Below are 22,280 nucleotides of genomic sequence, written 5' to 3'. Positions count from 1 at the left end.
TGCTTCTCGACGGGCGACAGCGTCGGGCACGGCTTGAGCTCTTCGGGCACCGGCAGGGCTCAGTAGTCTGCGCTCAGCGTCGCCCGCCTCGGGGCATCGGCCTCCGCATGCGCCTCCCCGCCACACTCCGCCTCAGAGCTCAACTCGTCGCGACCTGACCCTGCCGGCCTTGGTGCATCCAGGCGACGACGTCGAACACACGCAGGACGCCGATGTCCTCACCGATACCCGCCTGATCGCGGAGATGGACCAACTGATCATGGAAGGCACCGTTGTCTACCCGCAGGGCCGCAGCCAGCGCGGTCCAGAAGGAGTGGTCCGCCTTCGGTCGCTCGAACAGCTGCTTGATGCGGATGTCGTAGATGGGGATGAGGTGCGGCCGCTTGCGGGCCAGCAGTTTGCCTGCGACAACCGGGCCGCTGCCGTCGGGTTTGCCGGGGTATTGCTTGCTGCCGGATAGGGCTGCACCGGTGGGGTAGGGATACGACCCGGCAGATGCGGTCCAGTGAATTCCAGTCCAAGTCCGCTGGTATGCCCGTCGACCCGCCGTAGGAACGACGGCCCGACGAGTCCGGGTCCGGATCGAAGGGAGCCAGGAACAGACTCGTCCAATTGTTTGTCACAGTGCGAACCTAGAGGACGCCGCTGATAGGCCACGCCGATCAACCGTAGAAGCCCCTTCTGGCCAGCGGTCGACAGTCAGTCAACGGTGTCGTCGGTCATGTCGACGTTGGCTTGAGTGGCCCACTGCTGCACGCCAGGGCCGTAGCGCTGTGAACTCCAGTATTTGGTCCGGATGACGCCGTCAGTGGTCATCTGGAGGGTCTCCGGGTAGCCGAAGTGCTGGATCAGGCCAGCTGCGAGGACGGAGGTGGCCGCGATCAGACCCGGTCCGTCTTCGGCTAGGTCATCGATGTCGAAGACGGAAGTCGCTTGGGGTGGCTCGGTCACCTGGTGAGTGCCAAGACTGCCGCCGAGATTGGCGTGTCCGCGTGGGTGACGCAGTTCGGCCGGAAGGTCGGCGTTGACAGGGGTGATGGTCACGCGGACTGTGGCAGTGCCTCCTGCGGCAGCTCGGTCCCGTGCGTGGCGAGCCAGGAGCCGGAGTCCGGACCAGATGTCGAGGACCAGGTCCTCATCTTCGATCCGACTGACCGTGGTGTTCTCATCCACCTGGCCGGGTCGGGCAAGGTCGGTGCGGTTGGCGGCGACGGCGGCGAAGGTGCCGGCGCCGCTTTGGTGGAACTCGCACGCGATCCACTTGGCCGTCGCGGGCTCGGAGCCACCGTGCGCCATCAGACGGCGGCTGCCTACCGTGACGTGCCGGACGTACGCACCACGCGGGATGACGAGCAGGTCCTTGTCGCGGGTTTCCTGCTGGAAGGCTCGCAGGGCCTTGGTGTCGAGGATGAAGTCCCCACTGAGGTCCGGGACCAGGGTGACAACGACGTACGTCTGGTCGCTCACGTCCAGGCGGCCGATCAGGTCCCGCTCGTAGCGGAGCAGGTCGTCGTGGCGGGACTGGCGACGAGCGAAGCGGTCCTGGTAGGCGGCGGCCACTTCGGCCTCCGTCAGGTAGATGATGCTGGCGCCATTGCGGCGCGGGTAGCGCAGGCCCTGGTTGACCAGGACTCCGTGCGGAGCGGAGGGGCTGCGGGGCACAGCGATCATCAGAATCCCATGACCAGGTTTGTCCGGGTCCTCGATCTGCTCAACGTCGAAGACGGGCAGGGGGTGGACCTGGTCGGCCACGATGTTTCGGATCCGCAACACCTCAGCGTCGCTGAGCGCGACCCCGGGGAGCTCTGTCGCCCGGGCCTGGTCGTCTTCGGCAACTCCCAGCAGCAGGACTCCACCGGCGGTGTTGGCCAGGGCCGCCACGTCACCGGCCAAGTCCCGCTTGGCCTTGTCGTTACCGCCATAGAGCTCCCCCTTGAACTCCAGGTCGTAGGACTCAGAGACCGCGTTCGTCCTCAGGGTGGCGATCTGAGCGTGCGAGACCGCGGCGAGCCGGGCTCCGAAGAGCCCCTCCAGACGGCGGGAGCGAAGAGCAACCATGACGCCCGATGCTGCCCGAACCACCCCCATCTGTCACAGGATTAAGCAGATCCACCGGCGCGCGCCGAAAGCGCTCCGTGCCGTGGCAGACGTTCGCAGTCCCGGACCAGGCGGCGCAGGAGTTCATGGATGACCTGGTCGGTTCCGTCGTCCCGCCAGGCGGCGAAGTAGTAGTACGTCGCGTTCTTCTGCGGCAGGTCGTGCTGGAGGTAGGCCCATTGGCAGCCGGTCCGCCCCTGGTAGAGGATCGCGTTCACGATCTCCCGCATGCCGTAGGCGCCTTGATGACCGCAGACCGAGCGGTGCCGGTCCTTCCACGCGGTGATCATCGGCTCGATCAACGACCACTGCTCGTCCGATAAGTCGCTGGGATGCGGCTTGCGTTCACTCACCCCGCCAACCCCAGCAGAGCCCGCACCGCGATCCTGCGGATTTCAGCCACACCCCACACCCTCAGGCGACCAAAGAACGACCCAAAGACTCACGAACCACCCACCGTGGGTCGGCGACAGCCTGACTTGAGCCGGGCGCGAGAGCGGGCGATCCGCTCCAGTCGGATGCTGCCCGGAGCATACGCGCGTGCAGTACCAACCAGGAGAAACCGCTCGAATAATCTATCGGCGGCGAGGATCATGGCGGGATGGCTGCGTACCTGTATGACCGGCTGGTGACGGAGGACGAATACCGTCAGCGCATCCGGCGTCATCGTCCCAGCTCGCTGCTTCCCCTGATCGCTGCAGCGGCGGCTCGCTACAGCACGCTCGAGCGGCCACAGCCCTGGCTGGAAAGCCCCTTTCTGAAGTACACGCCCTGGGCTCTGGCTGATGCGGCCCGCGTCTGCCTGGCATACGGCACCGAGCACCAGAGGGCCGAAGCCACCGAGCGTGACCTGCTGGAGATCCTCGCGGCGTATTCCAGCTTGAAGGAACCGACCTTGCACGGTACCGACGAGGATCCGATCCGCCTGAGGGACTTCATGATGCGTCTGGGCGGCGAGCAGATGGCCTTCCAGACCCCGGAGTTCGCCACTCTCGCCCGTACCGCCGCGCTGTACCTGCACACACCGTTCCCCGCACGCCGGCAACCCCGCTGCATAGTCCCCGGCTGGGACACCGAAGTCTTCGGCTGCCCGCTGCCCGACTACGTCGGCACCGCTCAGCTGCTGTGGGGATGTGCGCTGTTGAACGCCGGGCGTTTCGATCCCGCGTTCTACGACGGCCCCGATGGGGACAAGTTCAACCGCGCCGTGAGCCGGGACACGGTGCTGCGCGTCGTCGAACGCCACTTCGCCACCGACGTGGCCTCCCTCAAAGCAGCCGAGAAGCGAACCACGCAGAACCTGGCGAAGGTGGCTGGCGGCAAAGCGGCCCAGCTGCGCCGCTTCACCTACAACCCGCTGCTCGGCCGGCCCGCGGTCACCGGCTTCGGACCCGGCCTGCTGTGCCCCTCACCTCAGCTGGTCTGGCGCAAAGCGACGCCGGCCGGCATATACCACACAGGACGCGAGCACTTCGGACCCGACTTCCTGCAGGAGACCGGCTACCTCTTCGAGGAGTACGTCGGCCGCCAGCTCCGCCTGATGCCGGACGCCGATGTCATCTCGGAGATCACGTACCGGGTCAAGCGGAACGAACTGCAAAGCGTCGACTGGTTCGTCGTCTTCGACGACCTGGTGCTGCTCGTGGAGGTCAAGTCCATGATGCCGACCGAGAACGCCCGCCTCGGCCTGGAACTTGGCGTCGCCGAGACCGACAGCAAACTCGCCCGCGCCTTCCGCCAGGTCAACGCCACCTCGGGCCAGATCGACCAGCGCCATCCGGCATTCGCCGAAATTCCGACCGACCGTCCACGGCAGGCACTGATCGTCACCCTTGAACCGTTCCCCGTCGCCAACGCCAACCTGCCCCACCTCGACCTACCCACCGCCGACATCCCGACCACGGTCGTCGCAGCCCACGAAGTCGAACGCCTGGTGACCCTCACCGACACCACACCCAGCTCTCTGCTCCTGGAACGGGCGGCCGACCCCGAGCGCTCCACCTGGGCGCTCAACGAATGCCTGAACGGGCACGAGAACTCCCTCAACCCGATCCTCGTCCAGGGATGGGCGTCCTACCCCTGGGCCAGCGGCCGACTGGAACCGGGGTCAAGGACCGTCCTCTGAGCGGTGGCGACGGGGCAGTTGGGGCCGGTGGCCGGGCTCACGAGTACGGCTGCACGTCCTGTGCTCCTATTGGCCCGTCGGTGACTTCCCTGGTGAGCCTCCGCCGATCAAGCGGCACGGAGACGTAGGCATCCATGCCCGCTGTGGCCAGGGGATGGAGGGAAGCCGTCTCGAGATCGCCGTGCAGGCGCAGCAGTACATGGTCGTCACCGACCAGGCAGTCGGTGAACGGAAGGGTGTGGGACAGCAGGCGGGCGAAATCGTCGCAGGCTGCCCGGATGTCCACCTTGTCGAGGCCGAGCCAGACGTGCAGGGTGCCGTCCTGAACCGTCAGCTCGACGTCGATGCGGGTGCCGGCTGCCTCGGCGGCTTCGCCGCACCACGTCAGGGTCTCGTCCAGCGCGCCGAGGTGGACGGGTAGCGGGCGGAAGACGTCCTGACGCATGTCGTCGCGGACCGTGACGCCGGTGGCCGGGGCCTGGTCGCGCCACCAGTCCTGCACGATGTCTCGGACCGAGGCGGCCTGCGGCCCGCTGCTCAGGGCTCGCCGTACGGCGTCCGTCGCGTTTCGCCGGACCACGCTCGCGGCGTCGGGTCCGGGGCTGGCGGCCATGCGGCGCAGGAGCGAGCCGGGCCCGATGCGCGTGTCGTCGAGGACCTTCCGGTACAGCTCGCGCAACGCGTCCGGTACGGCCGTGCCGTCCGGCCCGAGCAGGGGGCAGACGCGTTCTGCCCAGGCAAGAAACGCCTCGGTGTCGCCGGTGGTGAGGAGGTCGGTGCCGAGGTCGCCGCGGGCGAGCATGCGTGCGCGTTGCCGTTCCGTCGGCCGGCCTAGGCCATCGAGCTGGGCGCGCAGGAGGAAGACGAGCAGGCCCCGTTCCGGGGCGGGGAGATCGTCGACGACGCCGTTGACGGGGGTGGCGAGGATGTCGAGGACGGCCTCGGCGGTCGCCTTCTTCGCCTCCGGCTTTCCGGGGGTTCCGGGCAGAGGTTCGGTCCACCGGTGGACCCGGCCCCGAGCATCCCGCAGCCCGATCGTGGCGGTGAAGCTCTTCAGGTGGTCCGGCCCTGAGACGTCGTACGTGTACTCGTGTTCGATGCCGTACATGGTGGCCATGGCGGCGAGGACGGTCACCGGGTCGTGCTGGTGCTCCAGGCCGGAGAGCCAGTCGTCGAGGACGGCGGGCCGGCGCCCAAGCAGCCGAGGCCCGTGGACGCGCCAGGCCGCGGCGACGACCGCCTGGGCGGCGTCCGACACCGCTGTGCGGCCCTGTCCGCTCTCACCACGGCTCGTCAGCAGCCCTTCCGCGAGCTGGAGGGTCGCACCGAGCCGGGCGGTGTCGTCGTCAGAGGCGGTGAGGATGCGCGCCTCGTCCTCGTCGGGGGTGAGGCTGTGCGCGAGGGCCTGGCGGACGCGAAGGTGGGCGGCGAGGTGGTTCACCACGTGCGAGCCGTGGTGGGCGAGCAGGTGGTTGTCGCGCTGGCGGGCAGCGGTCGCCGCTGCCTGGTTCTCGTGGACCCAGGAGACATGGGTGAGGGCCTGGGCGAGGAGCCCGTCCGCGCGATGGCCGAGCTCGAACATGGCCGCTAGGTCGCTCACCGCGTCCCGGTGCCGATTGCCCGGCTGCGCGTACGGCAGCGGCGACGCGGCCGGCAGGGTCGCGGGTGCCGCCTTCCGCTCGGCGCCCGCCGCTGCGGCCACCTGCGGGTATGCGTCGAGCAGGGCTCGTGCCGCCGCCGTCCGTGCCGCCTTCTTGGACTGGCCGGTGCCTTCCGCCGTGCGGCCGGTTCCGGTGCGGACGGCGGCGCGGAAGACCTTGCGGTGGTCCGGGCCCTCCTCGTCGTAGTCGTAGGTCAGTCCTTCCTTGTGGAAGGCCGTATGCGCCAGAGTGACAGGATCGGCTCCCGTCTCCGCGGACGGGCGGTCGAGGTCGGGCCACACGGAGACGACCAGCCTCCGGGCGATCTCGTGCTCGCCACAGAGGCTGAGCACGCCGAGGATCTGCCGGGCCACTCCTTCGAAGACGGACCTGGCGGGCTGTTGCGCCTCCCCCGCGCCCATGCGCACCAGCCCCTGCTTGGTAACCCACGCGCCGAGCGCGAGGTCGGCGGCGGCGCGCCGCCGGGCGTGTTCGCTCGACTGTTCGCCCGCCTTCCAAGGGGTCGCCCATCGCGCGTAAGCGTCGAGCAGGATCACGTCGAGCGCGGTGGCGCCGAGCCGGTCGAGCAGGCCGAGCACGTGCGGTGTGACCTGGGCGGCGTGGTGGCTCTCGTAGAGGTGACTGCGGTGTTCGACGGCCAGGCCGAGCCAGGCGGTGACCTCGGGGCTGGCGTCCCATCCGCGCACGGCCTTCCCCACGACCTCGCGGACCTCTTGCCCGTACGTGCCCACCAGCGACACGGGTGGGTCGCAAAGCGCCGGGTACGTGACGTCGTGGACGTCGAGCCGCCGTTCGGCGCGGGAGTAGGGCCGGACCGGCTCGGGCGACGGAAGCTGTCCGGTCGCGGGCGGGGCCGACCGCGCCAGCCGGGCTGGGCGTGCGGCTTCGGGGGGTGTGTTCCGGCCCCGGCGGGTGGACGCCGGGCGCTGGTGGACAGGACGCGAGACAGCCCGCCGAGGGGCCGCCTGCGCCCTCCGCCCGCCCGTCGGCGGTGTGCCGGACCTGCCGTCCAGGAGGTTCTGGAGTTTGTTGGTGAGCCAGGAAGGCAGGCCGGTCGGGGGGTGGCCGCCGTCGAAGAAGTCGCCGGCCAGGTCGACGCAGTACTCGTACCGCCCCCACTCATGGTGGCGCGCGTGCTCCTGACCGAGCGTGCGCAGCGCCGACCGCATCCGCGCATACGGCACCGTCCGGCCGGCCAGTTGGTACGACGTCCGGTTCCGCGCGGCGTCGATGGCGAGCGCGATGCGGTGCACGGGTGTCGGCGGCGCAGTCTCGCGCAGCGACACGATGCCGACCCAGCGGTTCATGGCCCTCCCCCTGCCGGGCGACGCGGCCCTGCCCGGCCACAGCACGCGCTCCCAGACGGCATCGGTACAGTGCCCGGTGCTTGCGTACAGGCGGGCGGCCTGCCCCGGTCCTGCTGTCCTTCCTCCCGCCGCGCCTCCCGGGGCTCCCGGTGATCACGGCGGCACTGGCTGGCCAGCGTATGCCGCCGAGCGCAGGTTCGGGGAGGGTTCACCCAACACGGATCGTTCCGTATCGCTCGCAGGATGAGGTGGCGGTCCGCCAAGGGCAGGGGCGCGGCTCGCGGGCACACGGAGAACTCAAGGAGAGCTCCGGTTGTGGCGATTACGGCTGACCGGCATCACGTGATTGATCCGGTCAAGCGGCTCTTCCCCGCCCGTTGTCATACCCCGGTGCCACAATGCTCTGAGCGTGAAGGGCACCTTGGTGACGAGGTGCCGTGACGTGTAACCGCCTCGATGCCGGGGAGGGAATGGGGCTTGGACGCAAGGGGGCAGAATGAATCCGCCGGTGCTGGCTTTTAACTTCCTGCCGGTCCGCTTTTCGGCGGACGAGTTCAAGGGTGGGCTGATCGAATTCGAGTCACCCGAGCAACTCGCTGACCTCCGAGCCAAGCTTGGCGACAGCCACGTGGTCGCCAAGACACGAACAAGCATCGCCTGCATTCCCGTGCAGGCCGACAGCGACGTCTACGGCACGCCTACAACGTTCCGGACACGCGATCACCGGTCCCTCACCATGCGTCTCGTCCAGGAGGCGTTGCTCCGGTCGGTGCTGGGCTGGGGGTACAAGGTGCGTCGGCTTAGCCCACCGGTGTTCGTCTCTCGCCTGGCGGGCAGGGATCTGCTTGAGCCTTCAGTCCGCGGCCGGCGTCAGGAGGCCCTCGGAAGGCTCCACGTCTATCCGGAATACCGGCTGGACAGCAGGACCATCGGTCCCTCGAACCACCCTGGTGTGATCGTCGGGGTGAAGAGCCGCTACGAGATCGACATGACGGTGGACGAGTTGATCCACCAGGGCCTCGACGTGCGCGGGCGCTACGTGCTGAGCGAGGACGCGGCGAGCACACCCGACCCGCGCATGGATCACCACGCCGCCCGGCAGGCGGTCGGTGCTGTCGACCACGTCGACGGCACCGACCTGGTACTGCGCGATGCCCCCGGGGTGACCCGAATCTCTGCCAGCAACGCGTGGCTGGAGAGCCGACGGGAGACCTTCGACGACGTGGTCCGTGCCCTGGCCGGAGGCGACAGCGCCAGGATTCTCAAGGAACTGGACCAGAAGACGTTCGATTTGCTCGGGGCCTTCGGCCGCTACGAGGGTGCGGTCAGCATTGCCGGCCGCTTGCAGCGACTCGGCCAACTACAGGTGGCCGGTGACCTGTCCGTGGTCATCGAGCCGCCAGTCGGGTCGAGCAGCGGCAGGAAATTGAGCGGGACTTACTACCAGTCCCCGACGTTCCAGTTCGACCAGGCCGGAGATAAGACGAGCCGGTCACCCGACCGCGGCCTGGACGAATACGGCCCGTTCGACGTGGAATTCTTCGCGAAGAAGAAACCGAGGATCGCCGTCATCACACCCCGCGCGCACAAAGGTGTCGTCGAGAACTTCCTTTTCAAGTTCCTCCACGGGATCCAAGGAGAAAGGACGTTCGGCCTCGGGTTCATCCGCAAGTATCACCTTTCCGGCTGTGACGTCTCCCTGCACCCCTTCGACGGGGCCACGACCGATGCCAACGCTTACCGCGAGGCGTGCCGGAGGGCACTGCTCAGCGGGGACATCGACCTGGCCATCGTCATCACCAGCGAGGATCAGGCTCATCTCACGGGCGACAACAGCCCGTACCTTGTGGCGAAATCAGCCTTCATGGGACAGGGCGTCCCCGTCCAGGACGTGAGAATCGAAACGGTCCGACTGAGTAAGCTCGCCTACCCGCTCAACAGCATTGCCCTGGCCTGTTACGCCAAGCTGGGCGGAATCCCCTTCGTGATCGCCGCTCCACGCTCACTCACCCACGAATTGGTCATCGGCATCGGAAGCGCGCACGTCAAAGAGAGCCGGCTCACCGCGCCGGAACGAGTAGTGGGCATCACCACCGTGTTCAGCGCAGACGGCAACTACCTTCTCTCCAACACGTCCCGGGAGGCCGACTACGACGACTACCCCCGGGAACTCCTGCGCTCCCTGACAGAATGCATCGACGCGATCAAGATCCGCAACGCCTGGCAGAAGGGCGACGAACTGCGCCTTATCTTCCATGTGTTCAAACCGCTCAAAGACATTGAGGCCGCTGCGGTCAAGGAGCTGGTCGAGCGCCTTACCCGGACGTACGCCAGGGTCGAGTTCGCGTTCGTGCACGTGAGCACCGACCACGACTGGGTCATGTTCGACCGGGCCAGCGCGGGAGTGAACCGGGGGGCCAGCGGCCGGGCCAAGGGGCACTATGTGCCGGAGCGTGGCCATGCCGTACCCATCGGCCAGCGTGAGCTGCTCGTGGCTGTCAGCGGGCCCATGGATCTCAAGAGCGCTCTGCACGGTGCCCCCAAGCCGCTTCTGCTCAAGCTCCACCGCCATTCGACCTTCACTGACATCGAATACCTGGGACGGCAGGCGTTTCGGTTCACAGCGATGTCCTGGCGGAGCATGTACCCGTCACGCATTCCTGTGACGATCTTGTACTCAGACCTGATCGCTGAGTTGCTCGGACAGCTGCGCCACGTGCGGAACTGGAACGCCGACGCGGTCGCCACCAAGCTGCGCTCCAGCCGGTGGTTCCTGTGACCGAAGAACCCGGAAGAGCCACACCCACCGGACACCTGCTGGCCGCGCAGACCGCCCGCCTGGAGGAATGCATCCGACGCGCGAACGCGCCCGGCAACCTCGACGGCCTGCTCGCCTATCACATCCTGAGCCGACGACGCCTCAGCTTCGACTGGGACGTCAACCCCCTGGCGCCGGCATGGCTCGCCGACAACGAGCACCGCTTCGCCCACTCTCACGGCCTGGCCGTCCTCGGCTACGGCCTCGCCGGGTTCTCCTCAACAGCCGCCTCCCAGTCCGCCGCCCGGAAACACCTGACCGTCGGCCTGCCTGCCCTCATGCGGAAGAACCCCTTCCAGGACGACGGGGTCACCTTCGTCAACGACCCCGGACAAATCATCGGACTCGCGCTCGCCGTCAACTCAATGCAGGATGACACTCCGCGAGCCCGCACATGGCTGGCCGAGGTCCTCCAAGACCCGAAGCTGCGCCCTGCCAACATCCTCCTGAGCCTTTTCCAGGAACACGCCCGGCGCATCCTCGGCACCACAACCGCCGTTGCGGTGGACGCCCGCAGCATCCGCGATCCGGTAGAAGCTGCCTGTATTCACTGGCTGACCGTCTCAGCCAGAGACGTACCGCTCACGGACCAGGACGAGTTGCGGCGACTGCAGTCCCGGCTGCTCAGCGACATCCTCCTGACCGATACAGGGCAGCCAACCGCGCCTCGGGCAGCGCTACTCCTTGAGGCAACCGCCCAGATAGTCACCGCCAGCATCGACGAGACTCTCCTGAGCCGCACCCATGTAGGCGTTCTCCTGAGCCGTTTCGAGGCTGCGATGCGGCAATGGCGCTACGACGGTGACGACCTCGACAACCCCATCAGGTGGCCCATCACCTCGGAACGCGAGATCCAGAACATCCTCTGGCTCATGCTCCGGCCCGTATTCGACGACCTCGTCGAGGAAGAAACCCTCCGGCGGCTCGGCCACAGCACTTACCGCGCGGATTTCGGCATCCCTTCGCTCGCTCTGCTCATCGAGGTCAAATACGCGCGCAAGGCCGCCGATTTCAAGACCTTCGAGAAGGAGATCTACGATGACTACATCGGCTACCTTGCCGGAAACTCGTCCTACCGGCAGATGACCGTCTTCATATACGACGAGTCCTCCTCCGTCCAGGAACACGACACGACCCGCAACGCTCTCCTGAAGCTTCCCGACATCACCGATGTGATCATCGTCTCCCGTCCCAGTCACATCCCGAAACCCAAACGAACGCCACGACGACGACGCAGGAATCAACAGGCCGACGGCGCTCCCGATGCGTGACCCAGGCATACGAAAGGGCATGTCCAGCCTCGCATTCGCACCAAGGGCTCCGTCGTTCTCGCGGCTGGCCTGAACCTGCCGGTGTATGCCCGAACGCGTCTACGCGATCACGAGTCTGACGGTGCACCAGGCGAACGCTGCTGACCTTGCGGAACGCGTTCGCGGGCACTGGGCCATCGAGGAATCGTGAGCACCACGTCAGGGGCGTGTTCGAGGAACTCGGCGGCAATATGGACCGAGGGCGGGCATGCCTGGATGGAGCGAGCCACCTCCGTCGTCCCACAGTCAGCCGGGCACGAACTTGTTGATTCAGCCATGGTTGAATCGGAGCCTCAGCTGGGTGCTGACCAGTTCGTAGCCAGCGAGGTTGGGGGCGCCGAATGGGTTGGGCAGGACGGTGATGTTGCGACGGTCGCGGTCGAGGACGTGAGAGACGTACACGATGAAGTACGTCTCGTCCGACTTCAGGCGAGAAGCGCGTCGAACCTCGGACTCGCCGAGGATGATCTCGCCACTGTCGCCGGTGGATGCCTTGACCTCGTAGAGGTAGGTCGCGTCGCCGTCGTGGATGAGGAAGTCGTATCCGAGCCGGTCGTCTCCCGGCTGCGCGCCGGCGAGCCCGTGGACTCGCAGACCGGACTTCCATGAGTCCTGTGGTTCGACCCCAAACTGCTCTTGCAGCCACGCGCCCACCGCCGCCTCCCCCGCAAGGCCCACGGCCAATGTCCGGTCCTGGTCGCTCGCGGGGACCTGGTACGAACCGCTGTGCGACCTTGCACCGGACGACGACGAGGTGCGTGGCTGCGGAATACGGGGCGCGAGCGCCGTGGCGGACGTGGCCGAGGTGGCCCGCTGCTCAGGCGTGAGGTCTGCGGCCACCTCGCGGGCGAGCGCCGCCAGGTCGTCGGGCAGGGCCGACACGGGCCTGCCGTTCAGCACTACATGGGGGCCGGGTGCGGACCCTCCGGTTCGGCCTTCGCCCGTGGCTCCGCCCGTGTTCCCCGCGGGCTCCGGGGGACGTGTCGCGGCCAGTCCGAGGTCCGCGCGCCGGTCCGACAGAGGCATGTCTTGGGGCCAGTGGCCGCGAGCCCTAAGCCAGGCGATCGACGCCTTCACGGACAAGACTTCGAAGTCCAGCAGGCCGTCGCCGTCCAGTTCCCGCAGGACGTCCTGGGCCGGGGGCAGCACCGTGGGGCGACTTGCGGGATGGAGGCGCTCCCACTCCTCGATCAGTTGCCGCAGCCGCGGTACCTGCTTGTGCACCGCTGTGCTGGATGCCTCGCGTACCTCGGCCAGTGGCCTCAGCGGGCGTGACGTCGACGAGGGTGCGGGAAGCTGTTTCAACAGCCAGGCGTCCGCGTGGGCTTGGAGGAGTTCGTCGGAGAGATGCCACAGCGTCGTGTGCCAGGCCGGGTCCGGCGCGAGTAGGGAGAGGTCGCGCAGCTTCACGTACCCGGCCCGGGACCGTCCGGACCGGTGGACGTCCCTATAGGCGTCCCTGATCCGCTCGGCGAGCGCGGGACGGTTCCGCTGAAGCCATGCCGCGAAATGCCGTTCATGCCGGTCCCTGTTGTCGATCTCCGGGAGGCCGAGGGCGCGCCATGCGCGGTTGGCGTCGGCCAGGGGCACGGATATGGCGCTCAGTTGCCGTTCCCGGTCGTCGTCCTCCAGCAACCGCATGAGCTGTTCCGCGTTCGGTGCGCCGATCCGGTCGGTGAGCCAGGTGAGGAGGGCGGCGCGGTCGGAGAAGTCCTCGGCGCGTTGCCGCAGTTGCTCCGCGAGGTCGAGATCAAGGCAGGCGAGGAGGGGGACCAGCCGCGCGCTGCCGGAACGCTGTGACGCCCGCTCGGCGAGGACGGCGTGCAGTTGGTGCGGCCGCAGGTCCAGGACGTCCGTGAGATCCTCCTCCGGGACGTGGTCGGTCTTCAGGCCGCGTTCCTCCAGTTTGGTTAGCGCCTTCCACAGCAGGTCTGCGAGGTAGGGCGCGCCGATGAGGGCAGCCACGGCGGGGGCGGCGGTGCGGAGCACTCGCCAGCCGGTACGCGGCTCGCTGTGCACGACGACCACACGGGGCCGGTCTGGGTGCGGGTGCAGCAGGGCTCGGTCCGCTCCGTGCTCGGTGAGGCGGTGGCCGGCGATCCAGAGGACGGCCTCGCCGGCCACGGTCACGTCGCAGCGATGCAGTAGGCCGGCCACGTCGGCCGCAGCCACGGGCTCCGGACGGGACGCTCGTTCCTCGTCGAACTCCACCAGGGCCGCGACCAGGGTGAGCAGCCAGGATCCCGCGTACTCCGTCAACGGCACGTGCGGTGCATCACGGACGGGCAATCCGTCGGCCTGGATGTCGTGCGCGGCCTCGCCGCACCGCTGGACATCGAACGTCGTCCTCCGTTGGAGGAAGGCGTGGACCCGGCCGCCCAGTGCCCTGTCCCGTACCGGGATCACGGGCACGAGGACCCGGTCCAGAAGGGCTCGGTTCTGGGCCCCGTCAGGATCCGGGACGAAGACCGTCTCGTCCGTCTCCGCCGGGTCCAGCGAGGCGAGGGCACCAGCGCGGGTCACCAGCAGCCGGCGCGGCGCCGCGGGCTGCCCGCTGTCGGCGGTGCGCGTCCCGCCCTCCGCCGGCAGCAGCTGCGCCCACGCCTTCTCGTACTCCCGTCCGATCTCGTGCGCGAGTCTTCCTTCCCTGAGGTGGACGTTGGCCTGCACCAGGTCCGGCAGGTGGCGGAGCCGGTCGAGCGCGGTGCCGGGATCGTCCCAGGAGCGGATGCCGAGCAGGCCGAGCCGTGCCACGAGCTTGGCGGACCGCCTGCTGCGCAAGGAAGCCGGCACCACGCCGAGGAACTGGGGCGGGGGCTGCGTGCCGTGCCACCACCAGGCCGTGCCGGCGGTGGCGAACACGGTCCCCTCCGAGGTGGCGCTCGGGGCAGCCGTCTGCGGGATCCACGGTGCGTGGGTGAGGAAGGCGGACAGCGGAGTGGGCCAGGGCGTCCCGGTGGGATCGCTGTGGCGTACGAACTGCATCTCCAGTGCGGAGTCGGCCCAGGCGAAGGCGAGGCCGTGCACGATGAGCTCCGCGTAGAGTCTGCGGTCCTCCTCGGAGAAGGCGGCGTAGTCGTCCTGACCGGGCAGCATGGCCGCGGCACGGGAGCGTGAGTGGTACTCCACGCTGATGTAGCCGACCCTACGCCGGTTCCGCCAGCGCTCGGCGCTCGTCCGCCACTGCGGCAGCAGATCCTGCCGGTCCGGGGCCCAGAAACGGGAGGGCCGGTTGAGGGCGTCTCCCCTGACACTCGTGCGGAAGGTCTCGTTCCGGGGACGGAGGCCATGAGCGACGTGGTGCCGTTCGAGGAAGCGCCGCATGGCCTCCACGGGGATCGCGTCGCCGCACAGCTCGTCGGGGCGGACGAGGAGCCGTCCTTCCGTCTGGGTGAGCACGGGAGACAGTTCCCGGACGCGCTCCAGGAATCGGGTCAGGGTGTCGTCGACGGAGGAGTGCTCGGCGGGCCATCCCGGCCCGAACATGGCGCGGCTCGCGTCGATCCAGCCGGCCCGGGTCAGTACGTGGAGATCCCCCAGGAAGGGAGCCCTGCGGCCCTCCGTCTCCAGAGCGTGGGAGACCGCGCAGGCGTAGCGGAGGCAGGCCAGGCGTACGCCGTTGTCCTCGCTGTCCGCGCTCAGTGCGGCTGCGACGACCGCGAGCACCCGGTCGGCGCCGTAGTCATGGACGAGGTTCGCGGTCCTGAGCCACTTGCGGCCCTGGGCTCTGCGCTTGCGGCCCTTGCCTGACCAGGCGATGCCCTCGTGCACGAAGTGCAGGCGGTCGGACAGGCCGTCGGGCAGGGTCGGCAGGGAGCCGCCCTGCGGAGTGTCGCGGTCGAAGAAGACGCCGTCCGCGCCGGCCGGTGCCGTCGTCGACCTGGAAGTAATGACGATCCGCTTGCCGGTCAGGGCCGAGCCGTCGGGGAACGCCTGGGAGAGGTCGTAGTAGAAGTCCGCCCACCATCCGGGATCAAAGGTGTCACGAACGGCGGCCCCGGCGAGCCCTTCCGCCCACGACGCGAGGCGCTCTGTGGGGGGTTCGAGGCGCGTGCCCGCGCTCCTGGCCAGGGACGCCAGCCGCCGCAACCGAATGGGGTGCAGATGCGGATCGAGGAGATCCATGACCCCCGTGGCGGCGACAGCGTGCGGGGTGAAGATCGTGGAGCCGATCTTCCCCTCCCACAGAAGGGCACGGTGCAGGGAGGTGCGAGCCCCGGGTGTCGTTCCGATCACCGGGATGAACGGCACGTGGGCGATGCCATGGTCTAGCCGTTGGAAGGCAGACGTCAGCCGCGCCAGTGCCTTGGGCTGCCAGCACATCAGGTCGACGAGCGCGCCAGGCGGAATCGATGCCCGCCCATCCGCCGCTGCGAGCACCGCCCGGGCGCACACCTCAGCCACTGTGTCGAGCAGCAGGCCGTTCCACGGCACCGCCTCGTTGAACGAACGACGGTTCATCTCCGCGAAGAACGGTGCGTGGACATAGCCGCGCACGGGCGCCGGGATCTGCTCGCCCATCGGCAGGAAGGCGTAGAGCCGCCCGTCCCGTAGGGGATCGGCGACCGGTACGGCGACGCGTACCTCGGCCTTCTTCTCCCAGGCCATCCAGTCGCGTCGCATCCCGCTCTTCTCGATCGACGCGGCGAGCGCCTCCCGGGCGCGGTCCGGGTCGGCCTTCCCGCAGATGACGATCAGACGCATCCGCCGACGCAAGGTGACCTGCTGCACCTTCAGGCCACGGGCGTGGTGCAGCACCTCCACCTGACGGTCATACACCCTGCGCCGGGTCTCCCCCGCAGCCCGCCACTCCAACCGGACACGTTCCAACCGGTCGAGAAACAGCTCGAACGGGGCGTTGTCGTCCATGAGTTCCCGCACCTGCGCCCCGGCGGCCGAGCACGCGTCGGCCGACTTCAGCGGCAGACGGACGACGGTGACAAAGCCCCGGCGCGCGAAGCCTTGGACGGTCTGCGGTGCCTCCTCCAGGAAGACCGGCACCTTCAGCGTGAGCAGGTTCTCCTTCAAGTAGTCAGCGAAACCCGCGCGTTCGGGCGCCACCTCCCGGGCGAGCGCGTCGTAGTCATCGAGCCGGGCGAACCGGAAGGTGAACCCGTCGAGGAGCCGAGACCCCTCCCTGGCCACGCTGTAGACCTCGGGCGCGTCGCACAGGTGCAGCACGCTCTTGAAACCGACGCCCTTGTGGCCGATCCCAGCGTCGGCACGCTTGCTGGAAAGGGCGATGCTGCAAAGGTCCTTGAAGTTCTTGCCGCCGAACGGCTTGCCGCGATTGGCCACATAGAGGGTGCCGTGCTCACCCTCGTCCTCGTCCAGGCGGATCTCGATACGTCCGTCGGTGGCTCTGGCCGGGTGCGCGTCGTGCGCGTTCTGCAACAACTCGATGAGCACCCGGCCCTCGTACTCGGGCGCGATGATCGTCTCGGCCACGGCCTTGGCCTCTCGGGCCGCGTCACGGCCGTCGTCCCAGTCCCGCAGACAGCCGCGCACCTCGACCAGCGCCTTCTCGTGCACCCGCCTGCGCACGGCGGCCGACCGGCGCTGCCGCACACGCTCCGCCGACGGTCGCCGGCCCCCCGTAGCCATACCGCTTCTCCCCACCCCGTGCGCCTCCCGCCCCGCTCTGCCGGTGATCCTACTGAGCGGGAAGAAGCCCAGGGCTCCGTCGTTCTCGCGGTTGGCCCGACGTGGCCGGTATGGGCCTGATGGCCCAAATCGCTTGCACGGTGATGGTTCGCACGCGCACGCGCAGGCACGCTCCGGCACGTTGACCGTTCGAAGCGAAGCAACATAGCGCGGGATCACCAGTTAGCCAAACCGGCATTTCCCCGGATCATTGATGGTCCACCGCCACAACCTGCACCTACGTCGAGAGGAATCGCCAAGACGGCTGTCAATTCAAAGTGTCGCGCGGCTGTCAGCTCTCTGGGCTGCCGCAGAGCTCGTATGGAACAGGTGCCGTGGGCGCTCGAGGTCCCGCGAAGCCCGTAGCGGCATCCCCACCTCCCCCGCGCCGTAGGGGGTTGGCTTCTATCGCATCCCGAGTGCACCCAGGAATGAAGTTGACCTGCTGCGGGGTGGCCTGCTCATCGGCATCAACCTCAGCGCACAAGGCTGGGTGACCTCAATTACGTCACTAGCTGTCTTGATCAATTTCCGGGTCGGCACCGTGATCCACTGTCCCTGCCGCGCAGCGCGGCACGATTTCAGCAGCTTCAAACCCCATCGGCTGCGCGCAAGCCGCACCGCCTTAGCAACTGGAGAATTCGAATTGCACGGACAGACCAACGAGGTGCAAAGCACCCGTTACAGCCCTACACACATCCGCGCCACCTGGGACGGAACGGGGAGCGTGGAAGACGCCTCCAGGGCGTTGGGGTTCTCTCGGGCGAAGGGCTACGACCTGGTGCGTCGCGGGGAGTTCCCGTGCCGCGTGCTACGCATCGGACGTAGCACGCGTGTCGTCACCGCGTCCTTGCTCCGCGTGCTCGAAAGCGGAGAGCCGGAGTACAACGGTGCCCACGCCAGCCGCTGCACTCCGTCATAGCCTCTGTGCACAAAAGCCCCGCCGAGCCCTGAGTTCTAGTGGTCGTCGCAACACCCCAGTTCAGGGGATGCAATGGACTTCGAGATCCGGAAGAACCGAGGGCCCAGAGGCAGGCGCAACATGGCCCGCGAGCGGGCAGCGTTCGGCAGCGGGCGACATGCAGGGATGCCACCCGCTTCCAGGCCAGCGGAGCGATGCGGCCGCGAGATGAAGCGGGCAAAGTCCTCGGCGGTGACGCGTGACGGCCTGCGACCGTCGTCTCCGGCAACGCCGTGGTAGTCGCCGCACGCGGTCCACGCAACATCGGAGAGCACTGGCAGTGCCGCAGACGCCTCCAAAGGCGTTCGGCTTTGCAGGAGTGAAGGCTACGACCTGGTGGGTCGCGAAGAGTTCCCGGGGTCGGATGCTGCGCGTCGGCCGTAAGACTCCTGTCGTAACCGCGCTCTTGCTTCGGGTGCTTGAGAGAGGAGAACCCGAGTGCAACGGTGGCCACAGCAGACACTGAAACCCACCTACTCAGAAGCCCCGCCGGGCCGCACCCGCGGGGCTTCTCGTCGCACACCGCTCTCACACGCCTATCACCGACTGCGTCGACTCCATCGGACCAGAGTGCCCTGACCTGGCATTACGCGCTCATCTTGGACTGGCCTGGACGCCCACAGACGGTCTCTACAACCTGTGCCATGTGGTACCCAGGGAGGGACCGAGGATCAGGACCGGGGCGTCTTCTGGCCCGTCAAAGCGGTATTGCAGGGGGTTCGGTGGTGTCTCACTCACGCCCCAGACCCTCCCACGTCTCACGAAATCTCACACGGTCATGGGAACCCGGCGGCTCCTTACCCTCTCGGCGCAGCACGTCCGGCACTGCCGAAACCCTCGGGGATCCAGATACGAGTTCTCTGGCGTGTACGCGTGGCCGTGGGGACAGTGCGTCCTCCTGGCTCGCGCGCGCTCCTAGTCCCTGCGCCGCAGAGCTTCCTTCTTCGGCACGGCTTCCAGGTGGTCCCGGTTGCAGCAAAGCGTAAAGTGCCGTCCCCAAGGATCGGCATGACGCACCTGGAAGCCCTCCGGAATCTCACCGACCAACAACCCGAACACCACACGGTGGACAAGCTGTGCCTTTCCCTCGTAGGAGACTTGGCCGTAGCCTGACTGCCCCTTTCCGTTGCAGCTACCGGTCCACAGCCAACAGTCGGCCTCCGCGTCCACCTCGATCTTGGCAGACATGCCGCTGGGCAGGTCGCTCGGTCGGTAAACCGCCAGACTCACACTTGCCCCTCCGTCGGAGCACCGTGCAGGCCATCCCACGTTGTGGCGGCTTCCCGAAGATCTTCGACGTCCGGCTTCACGTACCACTTCTTCGTGGTCTTCACATTCGTGTGTCCGGCCCACCGGGCAAGGATGTGATCCGGCACGCCGTTGTTGGCCAGGTACGTGAGGCACGACGAACGAGCGTCGTAGAGACGGACTCGGCGGAGACCGAGGATTGCCATGAGTCGATACACGCGTCGGCGGAGCTGCTTGATCGTGAAGGCTGCTCCGGTCTCGTGCACCAAGACGTAGCCGGCCTCTGCGTATGCCTCACCAAGGGCCAGCTTCTCCTTGGCCTGAAGGACCTTGAACGACCTCAGTGCAGCCAGCACCGGAGCCGGCAACGGAAGTTCCCGTTCACCGGCCAGGGACTTGGTGTCCTTCTCCACGACGTACCGATTGCCCATCATGGTCCGTGTGTTGGCTATGGTGATCGTGGCGTTGTCCAGGTCGACGTCTTCCCACCGGAGTCCGCAGACTTCCGCTGGACGTAGACCCATGAGGGACAGCAGGAGCGGAGCGTAGAGACGTTCTTCGCTGACGCCACGGACGAAATTCTGAACCTCCAGGACGTTCCAGGGCTTCACCTCCTGCTTGTTCTTCCTCTCTTCCTTGCGTGCTCTGCGCGGAATGGTCACGTGCTGGGCCACATTCATGGGCACCAGTCGACGCGTCACGGCTCGGTTCAGAGCGTCCTTCAGCCGAGCAAGGCTCATGTCCACGCTGGTCACCCCGAGCGGAGTGCCTGCCTTTCCACCGCGTACGCGCCCGTGCTTCAGAGCCCAGTGCATCCACCCTTCTACGTCCTCTTCAGTGAGCTCCTGAAGACGGATGCTGCCCAACTTCCCCCGAACGAAGCCATGGCGACACATCGACGGCCAGAATCAGACGCCCGCCGTCGAACCGCGGCAGAGACAACCTGGCCAGCACCCTCCGCACCTGGCCGACATCGATCCGGCCGTGGTTCAGGCCTCCGTACATCGCTCCGTGCCCACGCCGATGCTCGGGCAGCAGCGTCAGGCCACCGGGGACTTCACCGCCCCGTCCGCACACAACACCGCATCCGTCAGCTCGAACAACTCGTCGCGCCGAGCGGTCAGACACTCGTAGAACTCGCCCCGGAAGGGTGACGCTTCCGCGAACGCATCCCTCCGCACAACGTCAGGCAGCAGACTCACCCTCACGGCCTTCGTCTTGGTCACGTGCACCTTGGTCGGAGCACAGGATCAGACGAAGGCCGCCCCCACGTCCGGCAAACCCTCAGGTGAGCGACTCAGTACGAGACACCGTTCGAGGCCGGAAGAAAGAGAACAAGCTGAAAGCCTGTGTCTGAACTTCTGCTAGGCGAGAGGTCGTTGAGCCGGGATGGACAAGGAGATCGAGCGGATGCCTGTGCAACTTTCCCGGGATGTCGTTCCGGCCCGTCCCCGAAGGCCGATGCCGACCGTCACTTGCTACCCATCCAGGCGCCCATAGCGCGACTACACCGCAGACCCGCACAACGCTCCCGCACGCCCTGCCCCGCACCGATGTCACGGCGCAGGCTCCGTTGGTGGCGACCAGCACACTGCTGGCCGCCCGGGCCGCGTGAGTCGATGGTGCCGAGCCCATGCGCTCTGCTCAGCGGGCTATGAGGTCTGCTGCTCGCCGCGCCCGCGCCCCGTCGGGGCCCCGGCGCGGCCTTGACGGTCAGAGGGAACGGACCTCGATGGAGGTGCTTTGGCTCGTCTCGCTTCCCACCTGGAAGGTCAAGGACGTGCGGCCCGTGGTATCCGGGTCAGTGGCCCTGACCGCCACCCAGGCGGTGGATTTGGAGGACTTGCCCGGCAGCGCCAGGTTGACCTTGGAGCAGGTGAGGGTCTGGCCGTCCCGGGACAGCTGTCCGACGAATTTTTTCGTCGCTCCGTCGGAGTCCAGCACGGTCAGCTGGTAGCCGGGGTTGCCTTCCTCCACGAACTGCAGCCCCATCCCTTCGGGCAGGCTGACCTGGACGGTCTGCACGGGGACCGGCCCTTCGCTGGTCTCGAGACGCACCCCCGGATAGCCGACGGGGCCGCCGGCAGTCAGCCTGACGTCCGGCGGTCCGCCCGGAGCCACGGAAAAGCCGGCGCTGCGGGTAGCGGTGTAGCGGAAGTAGACGCTGCCGAGCTGAAAGGCGTCTTCCGGCTTGTCCGGATCCCAGCTCATGGTGGTGCTTGTCTTGCCGTCGGCGGTGTTGGTGGACTGCGGCCAGACCAGGAACCGGTAGTACCCCGGCTTGTCGCCCTCATCCCGCAGGTTGACGGCATCGAGGATGCGCTTGTTGCCGGTTTTGGCGTCCGCGTGGCCCTTGACGTAGAACTTGACCGGGGCGGGCGTGAGGTGGGACGGCGTGCCATCCTCGTGCACCAGCTGGTAGTACACGTGGTCGCTGTTGTTGCCGGCCACGTTGCCCTTGCCCTGACGGGGGTTGACCAGGTCGATGATGAACTTGTCGGCGATGTAGCCGTTGTCCGACACGTAGCCGAAGCCGGCCTGGCTGTTGGGAGTTCCGCCCCAGCCCGTGTCGTAGGGGAGGCGGACTAAGGGGCGCCCGATCCGCCCGTTGGCCGGGTCATAGGCGGGCCAGAGGACCTCGATCGCCACGTGCGTCGTGCGGGTCGTGCCGTCGCTGAGGCCGACCTTCACACCGAGCTGGTACGTGCGGCTGTACTGACCCTGCTCCGGTGCGGAGTCGACGTTGAGGTCACCGCGCAGGGTGAAGGTGATGACGTCGGAGTCCTCGAGGAACGTCAGGTCGATCACCTCGTACTGCTGGTCGATGCCCATGCGGCCGCGCGGCACCTCGACGGCGTTCCAGTAGGTCTTGTCGTCCTGGCCGTAGTAGGCGTAGTCGACCCTTGTGATCTTGATGCCCACGGGGACGCGGATGCGGCCGTCGTAGCGGAACTCGGAGTCCCAGGTGGCGAACCGGTTCGCGTACCCGAGTGTTTTGATACTGGTCCATTCCGGGTCCGACGTCTGAGCGTCGACCGGCAAGGCCAAGACTGATGTGCTCATGCCATTCTCCTTCGTTGGAAGCCCCGGCTCACTTCTGGCTCGGGTCA

11 protein-coding genes and 2 pseudogenes are annotated in these 22,280 nt (G+C 67.5%); 4 read left to right on the top strand and 9 right to left on the bottom strand.

All coding sequences use genetic code 11. From position 1 onward, the window contains the following. Nucleotides 1–139: 139 nt before the first annotated feature. The 3 genes and pseudogenes from ACYUED_RS36710 to ACYUED_RS36700 all read right to left on the bottom strand — a co-directional run. A complete protein-coding gene (locus ACYUED_RS36710) occupies nucleotides 140–370 on the bottom strand; it encodes a DUF6308 family protein (protein WP_367881091.1) in 231 nt (76 codons plus the stop codon). Nucleotides 371–699: 329 nt separating this feature from the next. Beyond that, nucleotides 700–2,058, bottom strand: coding sequence for an AlbA family DNA-binding domain-containing protein (locus ACYUED_RS36705; protein ID WP_491288878.1), 1,359 nt, complete (start codon nucleotides 2,056–2,058; stop codon nucleotides 700–702). Nucleotides 2,059–2,147: 89 nt separating this feature from the next. Next, nucleotides 2,148–2,450, bottom strand: a pseudogene (locus ACYUED_RS36700) (transposase); the annotation flags it as partial. Between the two features lie 248 nt (nucleotides 2,451–2,698). Between ACYUED_RS36700 and ACYUED_RS36695 the strand changes: the two are divergent. Beyond that, nucleotides 2,699–4,222 carry a hypothetical protein gene (locus ACYUED_RS36695; RefSeq protein WP_491288877.1) on the top strand — a complete coding sequence of 508 codons (1,524 nt, stop codon included), beginning with the start codon at nucleotides 2,699–2,701 and terminating at the stop codon, nucleotides 4,220–4,222. A gap of 37 nt (nucleotides 4,223–4,259) precedes the next feature. On the opposite strand, the gene ACYUED_RS36690 is transcribed toward ACYUED_RS36695, so the two are convergent. After that, nucleotides 4,260–7,190: a putative dsRNA-binding protein gene (locus ACYUED_RS36690; protein WP_491288876.1), complete on the bottom strand. Its 2,931-nt coding sequence runs from the start codon at nucleotides 7,188–7,190 to the stop codon at nucleotides 4,260–4,262. 496 nt (nucleotides 7,191–7,686) lie between these two features. Here ACYUED_RS36690 and ACYUED_RS36685 point away from each other — a divergent pair, with 496 nt between their 5' ends. Both ACYUED_RS36685 and ACYUED_RS36680 read left to right on the top strand, forming a co-directional pair. After that, nucleotides 7,687–9,969 (top strand): argonaute/piwi family protein, encoded by a 2,283-nt coding sequence (locus tag ACYUED_RS36685; protein WP_491288875.1) that lies wholly within the window; start codon nucleotides 7,687–7,689, stop codon nucleotides 9,967–9,969. Continuing rightward, nucleotides 9,966–11,279: a PD-(D/E)XK nuclease domain-containing protein gene (locus ACYUED_RS36680; protein WP_491288874.1), complete on the top strand. Its 1,314-nt coding sequence runs from the start codon at nucleotides 9,966–9,968 to the stop codon at nucleotides 11,277–11,279. The genes ACYUED_RS36685 and ACYUED_RS36680 overlap by 4 nt, the downstream gene beginning before the upstream one ends. A gap of 309 nt (nucleotides 11,280–11,588) precedes the next feature. Here the strand turns inward: ACYUED_RS36680 and ACYUED_RS36675 are convergent, their stop codons facing one another. After that, the gene (locus ACYUED_RS36675; protein ID WP_491288873.1) at nucleotides 11,589–16,922 is read right to left on the bottom strand and encodes a sacsin N-terminal ATP-binding-like domain-containing protein; all 5,334 of its coding nucleotides are present in this window, start codon (nucleotides 16,920–16,922) and stop codon (nucleotides 11,589–11,591) included. A gap of 532 nt (nucleotides 16,923–17,454) precedes the next feature. Here ACYUED_RS36675 and ACYUED_RS36670 point away from each other — a divergent pair. Then, nucleotides 17,455–17,883, top strand: a complete 429-nt coding sequence (locus ACYUED_RS36670) for a helix-turn-helix domain-containing protein (RefSeq protein ID WP_445042639.1) — start codon at nucleotides 17,455–17,457, stop codon at nucleotides 17,881–17,883. Between the two features lie 954 nt (nucleotides 17,884–18,837). On the opposite strand, the gene ACYUED_RS36665 is transcribed toward ACYUED_RS36670, so the two are convergent. The 4 genes and pseudogenes from ACYUED_RS36665 to ACYUED_RS36650 form a co-directional block, all read right to left on the bottom strand. After that, the gene (locus tag ACYUED_RS36665; RefSeq protein WP_491288872.1) at nucleotides 18,838–19,152 is read right to left on the bottom strand and encodes an HNH endonuclease signature motif containing protein; all 315 of its coding nucleotides are present in this window, start codon (nucleotides 19,150–19,152) and stop codon (nucleotides 18,838–18,840) included. Then, nucleotides 19,149–19,925, bottom strand: coding sequence for a site-specific integrase (locus tag ACYUED_RS36660; RefSeq protein ID WP_491288871.1), 777 nt, complete (start codon nucleotides 19,923–19,925; stop codon nucleotides 19,149–19,151). The genes ACYUED_RS36665 and ACYUED_RS36660 overlap by 4 nt, the downstream gene beginning before the upstream one ends. 118 nt (nucleotides 19,926–20,043) lie before the next feature. After that, nucleotides 20,044–20,372 (bottom strand): annotated as a pseudogene (locus ACYUED_RS36655) (transposase); the annotation flags it as partial. 511 nt (nucleotides 20,373–20,883) lie between these two features. Further along, entirely contained in the window at nucleotides 20,884–22,233 is a 1,350-nt protein-coding gene (locus ACYUED_RS36650; protein WP_491288870.1) for a hypothetical protein, read from the bottom strand. Nucleotides 22,234–22,280 lie beyond the last annotated feature (47 nt).

It is taken from the genome of Streptomyces sp. DF42, from assembly GCF_058267695.1.
The sequence above is the reverse complement of the archived record's forward strand: the minus strand, read 5'-3'. Positions and strand labels throughout refer to the sequence as shown.

Bases quoted from the DNA above. Each gene is read 5' to 3' on its own strand.
- ACYUED_RS36685 (WP_491288875.1), top strand. From the start codon at position 7,687: ATGAATCCGCCGGTGCTGGCTTTTAACTTCCTGCCGGTCCGCTTTTCG.
- ACYUED_RS36690 (WP_491288876.1), bottom strand. From the start codon at position 7,190: ATGAACCGCTGGGTCGGCATCGTGTCGCTGCGCGAGACTGCGCCGCCG.
- ACYUED_RS36675 (WP_491288873.1), bottom strand. From the start codon at position 16,922: ATGGCTACGGGGGGCCGGCGACCGTCGGCGGAGCGTGTGCGGCAGCGC.
- ACYUED_RS36705 (WP_491288878.1), bottom strand. From the start codon at position 2,058: ATGGTTGCTCTTCGCTCCCGCCGTCTGGAGGGGCTCTTCGGAGCCCGG.
- ACYUED_RS36650 (WP_491288870.1), bottom strand. From the start codon at position 22,233: ATGAGCACATCAGTCTTGGCCTTGCCGGTCGACGCTCAGACGTCGGAC.
- ACYUED_RS36695 (WP_491288877.1), top strand. From the start codon at position 2,699: ATGGCTGCGTACCTGTATGACCGGCTGGTGACGGAGGACGAATACCGT.